The organism is Sulfitobacter sp. S190, from assembly GCF_025141935.1.
In the GTDB taxonomy this organism is placed as follows: domain Bacteria; phylum Pseudomonadota; class Alphaproteobacteria; order Rhodobacterales; family Rhodobacteraceae; genus Sulfitobacter.
The window spans coordinates 1,801,812-1,817,024 of the sequence record NZ_CP081120.1 but is presented as its reverse complement, the minus strand read 5'-3'; the positions used below and the strand labels follow the sequence as shown (position 1 = coordinate 1,817,024).

The window sequence follows — 15,213 nt, the reverse complement described above, 5'->3', positions numbered from 1 at the left end:
GGAATGTGCAGCCGCGGTGGCTTTTTCAAACCCACTGAGGGGATTTGCGGTCAGACAACATCGTCGGACAAAGGGTGATGATCCAGGACCAGTTCCGCAAGGCGGGATTCCAGCACGTGCGTGTAGATTTCTGTCGTGGCCACATCAGCGTGCCCCAGCATCGTCTGAATGGCCCTGAGATCTGCCCCTCCCGCCAACAGGTGCGTCGCAAACGCATGGCGCAGTGTATGGGGCGTCACGCGCCCCGGATCAACGCCAGCCGCCAATGCAATTTCCTTGATCAGGAGATAGAAGCGGTGCCGGGTCAGGTGGCCCAGTGTACCACGCGACGGGAACAGGAACCGCGATGCAGGCAGACGTTTTGCCGTACGCGCTGCTTCGCGGTCGTCGCGCATGCGCAGCCAGACAGCCAAGGCCTCGCGGGCGTCTGGCGACAGGGGCACCATGCGTTCCTTGCCCCCTTTACCAAGGATCAACAATAGTCTCGGATCGCCTCTGGTGGCGCTGACGGGCAGGCTGACCAATTCGGTGACGCGCATGCCGGTGGCATATAGAAGCTCCATCAGGCAGGTGTTGCGCAGCCGGTCTTCTTTCGTGCGCCCCTGAGAACGCGCGGCTTGCAGCAGCGCATCGACTTCCTCGACGCTGAGTATCTTTGGCAGACGCTTGTCCTGACCGGGGCCCGCGATCTGGATCGCCGGATTATCGCTGCGCAGGCCTTCCTCGAATGCGAAGCGGTAAATCTGTTTGATAGAAGACAGCCGGCGCGCCCGGGTGGATTTTGCCAGGCCCTGTGCGTCGCACCAGATCAGGTAGTCCTCCACATCGCTGCGGACCACATCCAACAACTCTTTGTGCTGCTCGGCCAACCAGCCGTCGAAATCCTTTAAGTCACGCCCGTAGGCCAGCAGCGTATTTTGCGATGCGCCCAATTCGGCGGCTTGTGCCTCGAGGAAGCTCGAGATCCAGCGGGACGGGGCGCGGGTCATGCCTGTTCTCCGGAAAGCAATATTTGCAGCGCAGCCCTGCGTGCGGTGTCCTCCAGCCCGAGCGCGCGCAGGGTCGACAGGGCGTCGCGCAAGCTGCGACTGTCACCGCGGCCCCCTTCGTGCAGCAAATTCAACGCTTCGAGCATTGCCATGCCGGTCTTTCTTTGTTGTGGCATGGCCAGCAGGTCTTGGCGCGGTGTGGGGTTCGCGAACGCATCGTGGATAGCCCGTTGCAATGCGCCGCGCGGCGGTGTGGCAAGGGTTTCACCGCGGGCAAGGGCGCGCGCGAAGGGCTGGCGCCCGTCCGGCGCTGTGGTCGCGACCGTTTCGTAATCCGGCGATAACAGGCCCACGACCAGTTGGATATCGGCGGCTGTTCCGGTGAGCGCAATTTCCTGCAAGGGGGCGGAAAACAGGCTGGCGAAGGTTACATCAAGCCCTGCGTTCTGCATGGCCTTCCAGACAGGGGGCAACGTCTTGGCCACGGCATCGGGGCTTTGGGTCCGAAGCGCGGTTTCAAAACGCTGCACGGCCCGCACCCGATCCCAGATGCCGCCGGACGCTGCGGGCTTTCGGTCCGTGTAGAGGCCAAGCAGCAGGTTTTCGGGCAGCGCGCCCGCACGGGTCAGCCGTTCGCCCGCTTCGAGTTGCGATTTCCATCCAGCGAGGTCGCGCAGATCTGCGACCGCGAATTGCCGCGGCAAGGGCCCTGTCGGCAACCGCTCGCCGATCGTCTCGAACAGGCGGAAACCCAATGGATCGATACGGCGTGGCACGGGCAGGGGGCTTGCGTCCTCGAACAGGTCAGGGTTCAGGAAGCGGTCGAGCAGAGCGAGCTTTTCGCGGGGGGCAAGACCCAGTGCGCCTGCGGTCTCGAAAGTCAAGGCTGCTGTGTCCCAGTCACCGGTGCGCGCCGCACAGAAAATCTGCGTCGGGGTATTTTTCGTCAGACGCGGGCTGCGGGACAGGGCGCCACACGGCGTGTCTTCGTCACCGGTCAGCAGGCTGATCTGCATCCACAGATCGAACAAAAGCGGGCTTGTGGCGGCGCCTGCCTGTTCGATCAGCGCGCGCGCGGGATCGATTGCGCCCAGCTGCATCAGCTTGTCCACACGCGCCGCCGTCAGCCGGTTCTGTGCGGTCGCGCCGCCCACCGGCGCTGCCGCCTCTGCCAAGAGCACCGTGAACAGCAACGCCTGCGCCGCAGGCAACTCGGGGTCCGGCATCGTTTCGATACGCCGCACGATATCCGTCACGTCGCTGCCGGCCCAAAGGTCCGGCTGCATGCCTGACACGGACGCGGGTACAAGCCCGATGTTGCGCGGCGGCTCACCGTCCAGAGGAGCCACCTGTACATCGGGTGCAAGCCCGTTGGAGGTGACCGGTGGTTCGGCGCGCGGTGGGGCGGCAATGGGGCGTTGGCTTGGCGCGGTCGGTGTAGGATCGTCTAGCCAGTCAATCACGGAAAGCGGTTGCAGTGCCGTCTCCTGTGCGACGGATGCCAGAGGTGAACACGCAATCCATCCAGCTACAAGCGCCAGATATGAAATCCGCACGGACCTACTGCTCCTGCAATGTAACAGCTTCGCGCATCTCGATCTGCGGGGCCGCAAAGTCGGCGCCAAGGAACGGGCCGATATATGCATAGCCCACAAGCCCGATAAATCCGAGAATCACAAGGATTACCAAAAGCTTGAATAGTCTTCCCATAGTGTATGCCTGCCTGGTTTGTCGTTATTTTGCACAAACTATATATGGCCTTTTCGGTAAGATCACGTCATTCAGGAACAAATGAGCGAAATTGAGCAAACCATGGCCGATGCCTCCCGATTCCGTCTGAAAAAGACGGTCGCCCTGGTGGGGATGATGGGTGCTGGCAAGACCGCCGTCGGACGCGCTGTTGCCGCCAAGCTGGGCGTTCCATTCCTCGACAGTGACGCGGAAATCGAAGCGGCCGCCAATCAGACCGTGCCCGAGATTTTCGAACGCGACGGGGAGCCGTTTTTCCGCGCCCGCGAAACCGAAATCATCAAGCGGCTTCTGGAAACGCAGGCGGGTATTCTGTCCACCGGAGGCGGCGCGTATTTGTCTCAGGTGAACCGCGAAAATATTACACGGCAGGGCGTGGCACTCTGGTTGGATGCGGATCTGTCGCTGCTTTGGAGCAGGGTGAAACATCGCGATACGCGCCCCTTGCTACGCACGGCTGATCCGTTGGCCACGTTGACGGAAATTTATGAAACGCGGACACCGATCTATGCGCTTTCCGATCTGTCTGTGCGCTGCGTGCCCGACACGTCGATCGAAGCGATGGCGGACCGTGTCATTGATGTTTTGCTCACCCGTGCCGATGTGTTGGAGAGAAACGATGCGTGAAAAGGTGCATGTGGGCCTGCCGGGCCGTGCCTATGACATCCACATTGGTCCTGATTTGCTGGACGAGGCGGGGGAGTACATCGCGCCGTTGCTGCGCCGCAAGCGCGTGACCGTGATCAGCGACGAAACCGTCGCGGGCCTCCATCTGGATCGTTTGCGCGCGGGCCTCGCCGCGGCGGGGATCGAGATGCAGGCCCTGAGCCTGCCCGCCGGAGAGGCGACAAAATGCTGGAGCGAACTGACCCGCAGTGTCGAGTGGTTGCTGGACCAACGGGTCGAGCGGGGCGATGTAGTCATTGCCTTTGGCGGTGGCGTGATCGGCGATCTGGTCGGGTTTGCAGCTGCGATCCTGCGCCGCGGTGTCCGGTTCGTGCAAATCCCCACATCTTTGCTGGCGCAGGTCGACAGTTCGGTTGGCGGCAAGACAGGGATCAACACAAGCCACGGCAAGAACCTCGTCGGCGCGTTCCACCAGCCCGCGATGGTTTTGGCCGATACCGCCCTTTTGGGTACATTGAAGCCGCGCGATTTTCTCGCGGGCTACGGGGAGGTCGTGAAATACGGCCTTCTGGGAGACGTCGATTTTTTCGACTGGCTCGAAGAGATGGGCCCCGCTTTGGCGGCCGGAGACATGGCGGCCCGTGTCGCTGCGGTCAGACGGTCGGTCCAGATGAAGGCGGACATCGTCATGCGTGACGAAACAGAGCAGGGCGACCGTGCGCTCTTGAACCTCGGACACACGTTCTGTCATGCGCTCGAAGCGGCCACCGGCTACTCGGACCGTTTGCTGCACGGGGAGGGTGTCGCAATCGGTTGTGCATTGGCATTCGAGGTGTCGATGCGGTTGGGGCTTTGCCCGCAGGAGGAGCCCAGTCGCGTGCGTGCGCATCTGCGTGACATGGGCATGAAGGTGGATCTATCCGACATCGACGGCCCACTTCCCGATGACGAGGCGCTTGTGGGCCTCATGGGGCAGGACAAGAAAGTCGTCGACGGTCAGCTGCGCTTCATCCTTGCCCGTGGGATCGGGCAGGCATTCATTACGTCAGATGTGCCGCGCGATGTGGTGAAAGACGTATTGCAAAGCGCCCGCGGCTAGTCTTCGTTCATATCTTCCGGTGACAGCCCGTGTTTTTTGCAAAACATCAAACAGAACGGCAGCTCGATCAGGAGCGCGGCGACCAGCGTAAACACCCACCACGGGGCCTGAATGAAGATCAGCGAAAATGCGATGCCTTGCCCGAAATAGACGCTGCCCACGGCCACCATAAGCAGGGCCGACAGAACCAGATCATAATGCATCATGCGCCTGAAACTCTTCGGCTCCATCCGCGGATAGACGACCAGATAAGCGAAAATGATGGTCGCAAAAACAACCATCAACACTTTTAGTTCGGGCACATTGCCGGATAACGTCACGCGGATTGGCGATCAGAACGGAATTTCGTCATCCAGATCGCGCGATCCGCCGCCACCCTGGTTGCCACCCGACGATTGACCGCCGCCGTAGTCACCACCCGAATCGTAGCCACCACCGGCACCGCGGTCATCGTAACCACCGCCCTGGCCACCACCGTAGCCGCCGCCACCGCCGCCGCTTTGGCCATCACGCCCGTCGAGCATCGTCAGCGTACCACCGTACCCCTGAAGCACAACTTCGGTGGAATAGCGGTCTGCACCGGATTGATCCTGCCACTTGCGGGTCTGCAACTGGCCTTCGATATACACTTTGCTGCCTTTGCGCAGGTACTGCTCCGCAATCCGGACAAGGCCTTCCTGAAAAATGGCAACGGAGTGCCACTCGGTCTTTTCCTTGCGTTCGCCGGTGTTGCGGTCTTTCCACGTCTCGGAGGTCGCGATGCGCAGGTTGCAGACCTTGCCACCATTTTGAAAGCTGCGCACTTCAGGGTCACGCCCCAAATTGCCGATGAGGATCACTTTGTTCACTGAGCCGGCCATGCTGCTCTCCTTGTGCGTCTGTCGTTCATGATGTCGGCGCCGAATCCGCTGCGGCGCATCGCCACGTTATACCTGCTCCATTGCCGGATAACAGGATGTTTATTGCCCTAACTGCCACGGCGGGGGGGAAACTGGACATTCGGGATAGTCAGGTCCGCTGTGTCTGATATAGTTCCGCAAAACCGGAACCAGCGGGCAAGGACATCATGCGCAGAGCAATGGTAAGTATGGTCATTCTGGCCCTTGCGGCAGGCGCGCCTGCCCAAGCTGACATCTTCTCGTCCAAGAGCCGCAACAAGCTGTTTTCAAGCCAGAAAAAACTGCTCGATAGCCGCGCGTCAAAGCAATACCACAGTTCGGCGCGCCTGCAGCCGCCAAAGGTTGTGACCCCCTCCAAATGGGGCGCCGATGAAGCACCTGTCAAGAAATGGCGTGGACGGTACCGCGGACCGTATCTGAATGTCGCACGCGCGGCTGCACGCAAGCACGGCATCCCCGAAGATCTGTTCTTGCGGCTTGTGCAGCAGGAAAGCGGCTGGAACTCCAAGGCGGTCAGCCACGCAGGTGCGATCGGTCTGGCACAGCTCATGCCCGGCACGGCCGCGGTCTTGCGGGTCAATCCGCGCGACCCCGAACAAAATCTGGAAGGTGGCGCACGCTATCTTAGCCAACAGTACAAGACCTTTGGCAGCTGGCGGCTGGCGCTTGCCGCTTACAACGCCGGGCCAGGTGCGGTCAAAAAATACGGGGGCATCCCGCCGTACCGTGAAACGAAAAATTACGTTCGCATTATTGCGGGCAAATAGCCGGGCAATGGCATACGATCTCACCTCAGTTACGGCAAGTGACGTGGCGTTAACCATGCTCGGATCACGGGAATGCCCTGCCGGTAGCGCAACAATGCCCAACTTCAGCCTGAATTGACACCGATATTGTCTCCATCGAACACTGGGAGACCAAGCGTGAGCCGAGATATCTTCAACGACCGCATTGCGCGGATCAACAACCGGACATCCAACAGCCGTGCCCCGATGGCCACTGGCGAAGGTCTGGCAACGGCGATGTTCAGCTCTCCCGTCACGCATGAAGTGCCCACTGCGCGTGGCAATCTCAAACCGATCCTGCTGGGGTTGGTCCTCGGCATGATCGCCGGTCTGATTGCGGGGGGGCTGGAGAACCCGGCGCTGCCGTGGGGGCCCGGTTTCGACTATAACGAAATGATCCGCCTGCCTGCTGTTCTGGCGCTTGTCGCGGGTCCGGTGCTGGCGATTGCGGCCTGTCCGCTGCGCAACCGGTACCCCGGATTCTTCTTCGGCGCGGCCGCCTATTTTCCCGCCGTCATCGGCGCCGCACTCATCGAATTGCCTCTCTTCTGAGGCAGTGATCGTGTGAACCGCGGGACAGCCCATCCAGGCTGCACCACAAACAGTTCAACCTGTTTATTCGGCGGCAACATTTCCGACTTCAATAACCGGCTCCATACCGTCCAGCTTGTCATCGCTCAGGTGGCATTTGATCTGATGCCCGTCCGCCACCCGTTTAATAGGTGGCACATCGGTTTCACACTTGTTGCCCGGCACCTGCGACTTCCACCGGCAACGTGTCTGGAACGGGCAGCCGGGCGGCGGTGACATCGCCGACGGAATGTCACCCTCCAGCACAATATGCTTTTTCTTCACGCGCGTGTCCGCGATCGGCACGGCCGACAGCAACGCTTCGGTGTAGGGGTGGTAGGGCGGAGAGAAGACCTGATCGGTCGTCCCGAGCTCAACCACGTGACCCAGATACATCACCATGACCCGGTCCGACAGATACCGCACGATCGACAGGTCATGGCTGATAAACAGCAGCGTCGTTTTCTGCTTTCGCTGGATTTCCATCAGCAGGTCGGTGACAGCGGCCTGCACGGATACATCGAGGGCGGACACCGGCTCATCGGCGACAACGATCCGCGCATCGCCCGCGAACGCACGGGCGATGCCCACACGCTGCTTTTGCCCGCCCGAAAGCTGGCGTGGCATCCGATCGGCGAATTCGCGCGGCAGCTTGACCAGATCGAGCAGTTCGAGCATCCGCGTACGACGTTCCGCCTCGTTCTTCCCGATCTTGAAAATCTCGAGCGCCCGGATGATCTGACGGCCCACTGTCATCGACGGGTTCAAAGTGTCGAACGGGTTCTGGAACACCATCTGCACATCCGCCACGTTCTTGGTCGACCTGTTTTCGATCGGAACATCGCCGATGTTCTGATTGTCCAGCAGGATTTGGCCTTCGGTCGCCGTCTCCAGCCCCATCAACACCTTGGCGAATGTGGACTTCCCGCAACCGGACTCGCCCACAATAGCAAGGGTTTCGCTTTCGCGTGCCTCGAACGAAAGCTCTTCGTTGGCTTTGACGACCTTGGTGTCGCCGCCTCCGAACATCGCGTTTGCGGCCACCTGATAGTATTTCTTCAATTTATCCATTTTCAGGACAACGTCACCGACCTCGCCCTTGGTCTTGACTTGCGCGACTTGTGGCGGAGCCGCCCAGTCAATCTCGTCAAACTTGACGCAGCGCGTGGCGTGACGCTCGTTGCCCGGCACATCGCGCATCTCGATCGCACCAGCGTCGCACCGCCCGGCCTCGAAATAGTCACATCTCGGGCCGAAGTTACATCCTTCGGGACGTTCGTGCGGCAATGGGAAATTGCCGGGAATAGCGACCAGCGGACGCGCGTTCTTGTCTGCGCCGGGCAGGGGGATCGACCGGAATAAAGCCTGCGTATAGGGATGCTGCATCTCGTCGAACACATCCTCGATGCTGCCACGCTCGACGGCCTCGCCCGAATACATGACGCAAATGCGGTCGCAGGTCTCAAGTACGAGGCCGAGGTTGTGGGAAATGAAAAGCATCGAAGTGCCGTATTTCTTGCCCAGATCCTTGACCAGTTCCACGACTGCGGCCTCTACCGTCACGTCCAACGCGGTCGTCGGCTCATCAAGGATCAGCAGGCTCGGCTCGCTCATCAACGCCATCGCGATCACGATGCGCTGTTGCTGTCCGCCGGACAACTGGTGTGGATAGGCTTCGAGTATGCGGGCAGGATCGGGCAGCTTCACATCCGTCACAACCTGAAGGGCACGGGCGTGGGCATCCTTCTGGGACATCCCCGCATGTATCATCGGCACCTCCATCAACTGGCGTCCGATTTTCATCGCGGGGTTCAGCGATGCCATGGGCTCCTGATAAATCATGGCGATCTCCGACCCGCGAATATCACGCAACTCATCATCGCTCATCTCGCCCAGATCGCGTCCCTTGAACTTGATCGAGCCGCCGACAATCCGTCCGTTCTTGCCAAGATCCTGCATTACACCTAAGGCGACGGTCGATTTCCCGCAACCGGACTCGCCAACCAAACCAACGGCTTCTCCGGGTTTTACAGCGACGGAAAAATCCATGACCGCCGGAATTTCCCGCAACCGCGTGAAAAACGAAATCGAAAGCTTGTCGATTTCAAGGATCGGCCCGTCATAGCTCTGCGTATCCATATCTCGTCTCCCAACGTCTATCTTTCTTGGCCGTAAATACTCCGGGGAGCCCGAGGGGCTGGCCCCTCGGTCCGGGATGTTCCTAGTCGCGCAAACTTTCCTCGCGCAGACCATCGGCCAGCAAATTCAATCCCAGCACCAGCGTGAGCAGTGACACCGCCGGCGCAATCGCCGCATGCGGATATATCGACAAAAGGCGACGACCGGCGTTGATCGTGGTGCCCCAATCCGGGCTCTCCGATTCCAGCCCAAGACCGAAAAATCCCAAGGTGCCCAATAGGATCGTCGTATAGCCGATGCGCAGACAGAAATCGACGATCAGCGGACCACGCGCATTGGGCAGGATTTCCCACAGCATGATGTACCACGGACCTTCGCCGCGGGTTTGCGCCGCCGCGACATAGTCCCGCGTCTTGATGTCGAGCGCGAGGCCCCTGACGATCCGGAACACGGTCGGCGAATTTACGAAGACGACCGAAACAAACACCACGAGGATCTCGGGCGGCATCGGGATCCAGTCGAGGATCTGCGGCAGGCCCGGGATGGTATAGCTGTCGTTGTTGACGATCGTGCCCTTGTTCGAAATCAGCGACAGATAGGCCCAGACCAAGCCACCCAGCACCACAATCAGCAGCGGTGTGCGAAAACTCGGCTGGGTGTAATAGCGTGAATTCAAAAGCACGCCGACAAAAACGATGGGGAAGAAAAACAGAACCGCGGCCATGTAGTTGGGAATGCCAGTCAGCACGATTTCGGGCGTGACCAACAGGAAAAACAGCAAGATGACCGGGAAGGCGAGGATCAGGTTGGCCAGAAACGACAGAAACGTATCCAGCCTGCCGCCGTAATATCCCGCGGGCAATCCCAGTGTTATCCCCACCATGAACGCAAACAACGTGGCCATCGGCGCGATCACAACCACGATCCAAGCCCCCGCAAAAAGCCTGCTGAACACGTCGCGGGCCAGATTGTCGCCGCCCAGCAGGAACCAAGCATAGTCGCCTTCCTCGGCACCATTGAGCGGGGTGCCCGGGACTTTGTTTTTCATGCCCGAAAACTGGCTGAGCGTGTCATGCGTCGTGACAAGATCGAGCACGCCGCCGAAGAACCCGGCGAAGACCCAGAACATGACCAGCGCAAAACCGATCATGCCCACAGTGCTGTCGAACAGTTTTCCGTAAAGGCCGAGTTTGCGTTTGAATGTGATTGAGACGATGAAAAGACCAAGCAGTGCGGCCCAGACCGGCAACAGTTGCTGGCTCATACCGCCAATGATGCCAGCCGATGTTCCCAGAAAGATACCGCCGATCAGATACACCAGCAGTATGGCGATCAAGGCATAGAGACTGTAGCTCACGACAGTGCCGATCAGCCCCGCAAGCCCGGTTTCGCCAGCCATCGTGCCGTCCGCGTTGATCTCACGGCCCCCCGATGCCGCGACGAAGCTCGCGATGACTTGCGCAACAAAGGCGATCAGCCAGACCGCGACCACAAGTGCGAGTACCATGTTGAGAGGGGCAAGAACGCCGGTCCAGGTCAGTTGTTCCATGTCGTGTCCCCCTTCAGGAAATGCGAATACGCGGGTTGAGGATGACGTATCCGATGTCGGAGATCAGCTGCGTCAGCAACACAACGAAGACGGAGACCACTGACACAGCCAGAAGCAATTCGATGTCGTTGTTGCCCGCGGCCTGAACAAGCGTCCAGCCGAAACCTTTGTAGTTGAAGAGCGTCTCGACGATCACAACCCCGTTGAGAAGCCAGGGTATCTGCAACATGATGACCGTGAAGGGCGCGATGAGCGCATTCCTGAGCGCGTGTTTGAGCACGATATTGCGAAAGCTGACGCCCTTGAGCCGCGCTGTCCGGATGTATTGCGCTGTCATGACTTCGGTCATCGACGCCCGCGTCATCCGCGCGATATATCCCATCCCGTAAAGCGAGATCGTCAGGACGGGCAGGAAGAAGTTTTCGAACGTGGCATTCTCCATCGCCGATGTTGCGGATCCTTTGAACCACTTCAGCCCGAACGCAGAGGAGGCAAAAACCGCGATGAAAATCACACCGGAGACGTATTCCGGCGTCGCCGTCGTCACAATCGACACCGTCGAAAGGGACCGGTCCAGCTTGGACCCCTCGCGCATCCCGGCAAGCACCCCGATCAGCAACGCCATGGGCACCATCAGCAGCAGGACAAAGCCCATCAGCTTGCCGGTCTGCGCCAACCGTGTGCTTACGATGTCGCTGACGTCGTCCTTGAAGACCGTCGAATATCCCCAATCGCCCTGCAAGACGCCGCAGAACCTGTCGCGCTCGTCCTCGGGGGTGTTTTCGGAAAAACACCGGCCCGTTACTTTGCCATCTTCGGTCTCTGTCACCCATCCGGGCAAGACACCCAGCCATTGGCCAAATTTGACAGGCAGCGGTTCGAGATAGCCGCGATTGCCAAGATAGCTTTCGACCGCTTCGTCGCTCATCCGGAAATTGCCCTGGGTTTTGGCGAGCTTTTCCAGATTGGGATACAGATTGGTGAGCCAGAAAACGATGAAGGTCAGGCACAGCGCTGTCAGCAGCATCATTCCCAGACGTCTGAGGAGAAAAATTCCCATATATAGTGGCCCCTGTAGGTGGCTGGCCGGGTTGATCCCGGCTGATACGGGCGCGAGCCCTCGTTGTGTTGATTGTCTGCCACGCGCCGCTGCGCGGCATTCGTGTAGCGGCCATTTCCCGCGTTCTGTGTTCCCCCCGGCGCCCGGTTGTGCGGGCTGCGTTGTGCCATGCGGTCGTGTTCGCCGCTTACATTTTCACTATCAGGCATAAAGCGGGGGCCGCCGTCAATGTCGCAAACGGACTATTGAGAGATTGTGTGCGACATTATTTGCGCAAGAGATCGCGCGCCGAAATCTTTGGACGGTGTTAAGCGGGGGGCTGATTGGACGATGTCTGCTGGAGCGCACGCGCGTTGCGGCGCAAAATGCTGGGTGGATGGCCGGTGTGCTGCTGGATGAAGCGGGTGAAATAGGCCGCACTTCCAAAACCAAGATGCCGCGCGATGTTTTGCGCCGGATGGGGCGTCATCTCGAGCAGGCTCCGCGCGGCATACAAGATCCGCTCGGTCAGGATATCGGCAGCGGTGCGGCCGGTCGCCGCTTTCACCGCGCGGGTCAGATGTGTTGGCGTAACACCAAGGTCTTTCGCATACTGTCCCATTGTTCGCCCCGAAGCGTATTGCAGGCTGACCTGCTCCGCAAACCGCGAAGACAGCCGCTCACCGGCATTGCGGGGTTGGGGCACATGCTCTTCCTTTGCGGCTTCACGGCGCAACCACACAGACATCAGCGCCACATGCGCCTCCATTGCATCCTGCGCCAGAGGGCGATCCTGTTGTTCTTCGCGCTGTGCGGCTTCGATGAAAGACGTCAATTCCGACTGAACCTGCGCATCGCGTATCCGCAGGTGGCAGGGAATTTGTGGAAAACGCAAAGGCGTTGCCGCCGGGATCAGAACGGCTTGTCCAATACTCTGACGGCCCAGATCGAGTGCAAAGAGCGAACCTGCAGGCACAAACACTGCATTGTGGGGACCCAGACCGCGGCGCTGCCCGTCGAGCATCAACAGTCCCTGACCGCGGGTCAGCCACAACAGCATGTGCACCTCGCGATCGTGCGCAAGGTTCAGCCGCCAATCCTGACCGGCTGTCAGTTGGCTCAACGTGCGGACGCGCAGCATGCGGTCCAAAGGGTTTGAGTCTGTCATCATCGCAAAAATGAAAGTAAAATGTCCTGATCGGGCGCTTTACGCCGCTTACTTGTGCTAAATGGCCAAGTGTCTGATTGCAAGACGCGTTGCTCAGGGGCAGGTGAAAAGGTGCCAATCCGCCATTTTAGACCGTGTCCAGGTCCGTTGCCGTTTGGCGAACTGCCTTGTCGCGATGATCGCCGCGTCCCGTGCGGCATCAAGCGACATCTCCCCGCGCAAGTGCGCCATGAGCTCCGGGACCCCAATGGCCTTGTGCGCGGGCAGGGCGGGGTTGTAGCGCGCAGCAACGGCGGCAACTTCGCCCAGCGCGCCTGCATCAAGCATCGCATCGAACCGACGGGCGATACGGGTGTTCAACCAATCCCTATCGACACCGAGTGCGATGCGGGTGCAACGGTCGGGCGGCAAGAGCGGCGCACCGGTATCTGCCTGCCACTGCGACAGCCCCTTTCCGGTCGCCTTCAACACTTCGTAGCCGCGTTGCACGCGGGCGCGGTTGGCGGTGTCGATGCCGTCCTTGGTCTGCGCGTCCAGCTCTGACAGCATGGTCTCCAACGGCATCTCATCCGCCTGCTTCCTTATGTCGGGCGGGATGGCCGGAATATCCGCCAAGCCCTCTGTCAGCGCCTTGAAGTATAAACCGGTGCCGCCGACGATGATCGGCCGACTGCCCCGTCGCAGGATTTCGCGGACCTCGCGCAACCAGTGACCCGTAGAATACGCGGTATCGTCAGCGATATGGCCGTATAGCGCGTGGGGCGCGAGCGCCTCTTCCTCCGGGGAGGGACGTGCCGAGATGAGACGCCAGCAGCCATAGACCTGACTTGCGTCCGCATTGACGATCACGCCACCGGCGGTCTGCGCGATTTGCAGTGCAAGCGCCGATTTGCCGGAAGCGGTCGGCCCGGCGATGAGCACCGGCTGGTCCGGCGGGATCGAGCCGATCAGGGCGTCTTGCGCGGCCTTCGACATTTCTTTTCTCCGCATGGCTTTCGGTGCATTGAACTAGCCGGTCATTTGCGACATTTTACGCCGCAGCAAAAGCCCCATTAGAATTCCCCCGAAAGGTGCCCCTATGACGCAAGAGCCGCAAGTCACGTTCAACCGTGTGATGCTTAAAATTTCGGGAGAGGCGCTGATGGGCGATCAGGGCTTCGGACTGAACCCGCCAACGGTCGAACGGATCGCGCAAGAGGTGAAGTCGGTCCATGATATGGGCGTCGAGATTTGCATGGTCATCGGCGGCGGCAATATCTTTCGCGGCCTTCAGGGCTCCGCGCAGGGGATGGAGCGCACGACCGCCGATTACATGGGCATGCTTGCAACGGTGATGAACGCGCTGGCGATGCAGTCATCGCTCGAGGGATTGGGCATTCACACACGGGTCATTTCGGCAATCACGATGAACGAGGTGGCGGAGCCCTACATCCGTCGCCGCGCGGTGCGCCACCTCGAAAAGAAACGGGTCTGCATCTTTGCTGCCGGAACCGGAAACCCATATTTCACCACCGACACGGCCGCGACATTGCGGGCCAACGAGATGTCCTGCGAGGCGATTTTCAAAGGCACCAAGGTCGACGGTGTCTATGACAAGGATCCGGCAAAGCACGACGATGCCGTGCGCTACGATACGGTGAGCTATGACGACGTACTTGCCAAACGTCTGGGCGTCATGGACGCCTCCGCGATCGCGCTTGCCCGCGATAACAATCTGCCGATCATCGTATTCTCGCTGGACGAACCGGGTGGATTCCGCGGCATCCTCGCCGGTCAGGGAACGTACACCCGCGTTCAGGGCTGACAGGTCAGCCCCGGTGCACGGTGTGCAAAGCGTTCTTTTCATGGGCGCGCCAATACTCTAAACCTCGCGGTCAAACGAAAATTCCAAAAGGGTGCATTCCCCATGTCTGACGATTTTATGCTCGACACCGATGATATTGAACGCCGCATGACGGGGGCCATCGGGTCCTTGCGGACCGAATTCGCATCCTTGCGCACGGGACGTGCGTCCGCGTCGATGCTGGAGCCTGTCATGGTAGACGCCTACGGCTCCATGACGCCGATCAATCAGGTCGGTACGGTGAACGTCCCCGAACCGCGCATGGTGACGATCAATGTCTGGGACAAGGGACTTGTCGGGAAGGTTGAAAAGGCCATCCGCGAGAGCGGTCTGGGGATCAATCCGCAGCTCAACGGAACCATTATCATGCTCCCGATCCCCGAGCTGAACGAAGAACGGCGCACACAGTTGACGAAGGTCGCCGGAAGCTACGCCGAAAACGCCCGTGTCAGCATCCGCAACATTCGCCGCGACGGCATGGACCAGATCAAGAAGGCCAAGGCCGACGGCATGTCCGAGGACGACCAGAAGCTGTGGGAAGGCGAGGTGCAGGACCTGACGAACAAGTACATCGGCTCAATCGATGAATTGCTCGAGACGAAACAAGCCGAGATCATGCAGGTCTAAGTGGTGAAGGGGGAAGGGGGCCGCGCACCGGTCCGGCCCGCCCCCACAGGCGCAAGCGCGATTTCACGCCGTTTGAGAAATATCTGCACAATTGGGGAGGTGCGCGTGGCCGGGCAACCTGATAGGTGCA

16 protein-coding genes are annotated in these 15,213 nt (G+C 60.0%); 6 read left to right on the top strand and 10 right to left on the bottom strand.

The window, feature by feature from the left end; translation table 11 throughout:
* Positions 1-50: 50 nt before the first annotated feature.
* The 3 genes from K3756_RS09205 to K3756_RS09195 all read right to left on the bottom strand — a co-directional run bounded on the left by K3756_RS09205 (position 51) and on the right by K3756_RS09195 (position 2,699).
* Positions 51-989, bottom strand: a complete 939-nt coding sequence (locus tag K3756_RS09205; RefSeq protein ID WP_259986858.1) for a tyrosine recombinase — start codon at positions 987-989, stop codon at positions 51-53.
* Positions 986-2,452 carry a hypothetical protein gene (locus K3756_RS09200; protein WP_259986856.1) on the bottom strand — a complete coding sequence of 489 codons (1,467 nt, stop codon included), beginning with the start codon at positions 2,450-2,452 and terminating at the stop codon, positions 986-988. Before K3756_RS09200 ends, K3756_RS09205 begins: the two co-directional genes overlap by 4 nt.
* Before the next feature lie 97 nt (positions 2,453-2,549).
* The gene (locus K3756_RS09195; protein ID WP_259986854.1) at positions 2,550-2,699 is read right to left on the bottom strand and encodes a hypothetical protein; all 150 of its coding nucleotides are present in this window, start codon (positions 2,697-2,699) and stop codon (positions 2,550-2,552) included.
* An 81-nt stretch (positions 2,700-2,780) separates the two neighbouring features.
* Here K3756_RS09195 and K3756_RS09190 point away from each other — a divergent pair, with 81 nt between their 5' ends.
* Together K3756_RS09190 and aroB are read left to right on the top strand one after the other, a co-directional pair.
* Positions 2,781-3,365, top strand: coding sequence for a shikimate kinase (locus K3756_RS09190; RefSeq protein WP_259986851.1), 585 nt, complete (start codon positions 2,781-2,783; stop codon positions 3,363-3,365).
* Positions 3,358-4,464, top strand: coding sequence for a 3-dehydroquinate synthase (gene aroB / locus K3756_RS09185; protein ID WP_259986849.1), 1,107 nt, complete (start codon positions 3,358-3,360; stop codon positions 4,462-4,464). Before K3756_RS09190 ends, aroB begins: the two co-directional genes overlap by 8 nt.
* On the opposite strand, the gene K3756_RS09180 is transcribed toward aroB, so the two are convergent.
* Both K3756_RS09180 and ssb read right to left on the bottom strand, forming a co-directional pair.
* The gene (locus tag K3756_RS09180; RefSeq protein WP_259986846.1) at positions 4,461-4,745 is read right to left on the bottom strand and encodes a hypothetical protein; all 285 of its coding nucleotides are present in this window, start codon (positions 4,743-4,745) and stop codon (positions 4,461-4,463) included. The genes aroB and K3756_RS09180 overlap by 4 nt on opposite strands.
* Before the next feature lie 51 nt (positions 4,746-4,796).
* Positions 4,797-5,324: a single-stranded DNA-binding protein gene (gene ssb, locus K3756_RS09175; protein ID WP_259986844.1), complete on the bottom strand. Its 528-nt coding sequence runs from the start codon at positions 5,322-5,324 to the stop codon at positions 4,797-4,799.
* A 206-nt stretch (positions 5,325-5,530) separates the two neighbouring features.
* Here ssb and K3756_RS09170 point away from each other — a divergent pair, with 206 nt between their 5' ends.
* Together K3756_RS09170 and K3756_RS09165 are read left to right on the top strand one after the other, a co-directional pair.
* The gene (locus tag K3756_RS09170) at positions 5,531-6,130 is read left to right on the top strand and encodes a lytic transglycosylase domain-containing protein (RefSeq protein ID WP_259986842.1); all 600 of its coding nucleotides are present in this window, start codon (positions 5,531-5,533) and stop codon (positions 6,128-6,130) included.
* 156 nt (positions 6,131-6,286) lie between these two features.
* Positions 6,287-6,700 (top strand): hypothetical protein, encoded by a 414-nt coding sequence (locus K3756_RS09165; RefSeq protein ID WP_259986841.1) that lies wholly within the window; start codon positions 6,287-6,289, stop codon positions 6,698-6,700.
* 63 nt (positions 6,701-6,763) lie between these two features.
* Here K3756_RS09165 and K3756_RS09160 read toward each other — a convergent pair whose 3' ends face one another.
* From K3756_RS09160 to miaA, 5 genes are all read right to left on the bottom strand, one after another.
* Positions 6,764-8,857, bottom strand: coding sequence for an ABC transporter ATP-binding protein (locus K3756_RS09160; RefSeq protein WP_259986840.1), 2,094 nt, complete (start codon positions 8,855-8,857; stop codon positions 6,764-6,766).
* 82 nt (positions 8,858-8,939) lie between these two features.
* Positions 8,940-10,406, bottom strand: a complete 1,467-nt coding sequence (locus tag K3756_RS09155; protein ID WP_259986839.1) for an ABC transporter permease — start codon at positions 10,404-10,406, stop codon at positions 8,940-8,942.
* A 13-nt stretch (positions 10,407-10,419) separates the two neighbouring features.
* Complete coding sequence (locus K3756_RS09150) at positions 10,420-11,466, bottom strand: ABC transporter permease (RefSeq protein WP_259986838.1); 1,047 nt, start codon at positions 11,464-11,466, stop codon at positions 10,420-10,422.
* A 307-nt stretch (positions 11,467-11,773) separates the two neighbouring features.
* Positions 11,774-12,613 (bottom strand): AraC family transcriptional regulator, encoded by an 840-nt coding sequence (locus K3756_RS09145; RefSeq protein ID WP_259986837.1) that lies wholly within the window; start codon positions 12,611-12,613, stop codon positions 11,774-11,776.
* 93 nt (positions 12,614-12,706) lie between these two features.
* Complete coding sequence (miaA, locus tag K3756_RS09140; protein ID WP_259986836.1) at positions 12,707-13,588, bottom strand: tRNA (adenosine(37)-N6)-dimethylallyltransferase MiaA; 882 nt, start codon at positions 13,586-13,588, stop codon at positions 12,707-12,709.
* Between the two features lie 103 nt (positions 13,589-13,691).
* On the opposite strand from miaA, the gene pyrH reads away from it, so the two are divergent.
* A complete protein-coding gene (gene pyrH, locus K3756_RS09135) occupies positions 13,692-14,417 on the top strand; it encodes a UMP kinase (protein WP_259986835.1) in 726 nt (241 codons plus the stop codon).
* Positions 14,418-14,519: 102 nt separating this feature from the next.
* On the top strand, positions 14,520-15,083 hold the full coding sequence (gene frr / locus K3756_RS09130; RefSeq protein ID WP_259986834.1) for a ribosome recycling factor: 564 nt from the start codon (positions 14,520-14,522) through the stop codon (positions 15,081-15,083).
* The last annotated feature ends 130 nt before the right edge of the window (positions 15,084-15,213 follow it).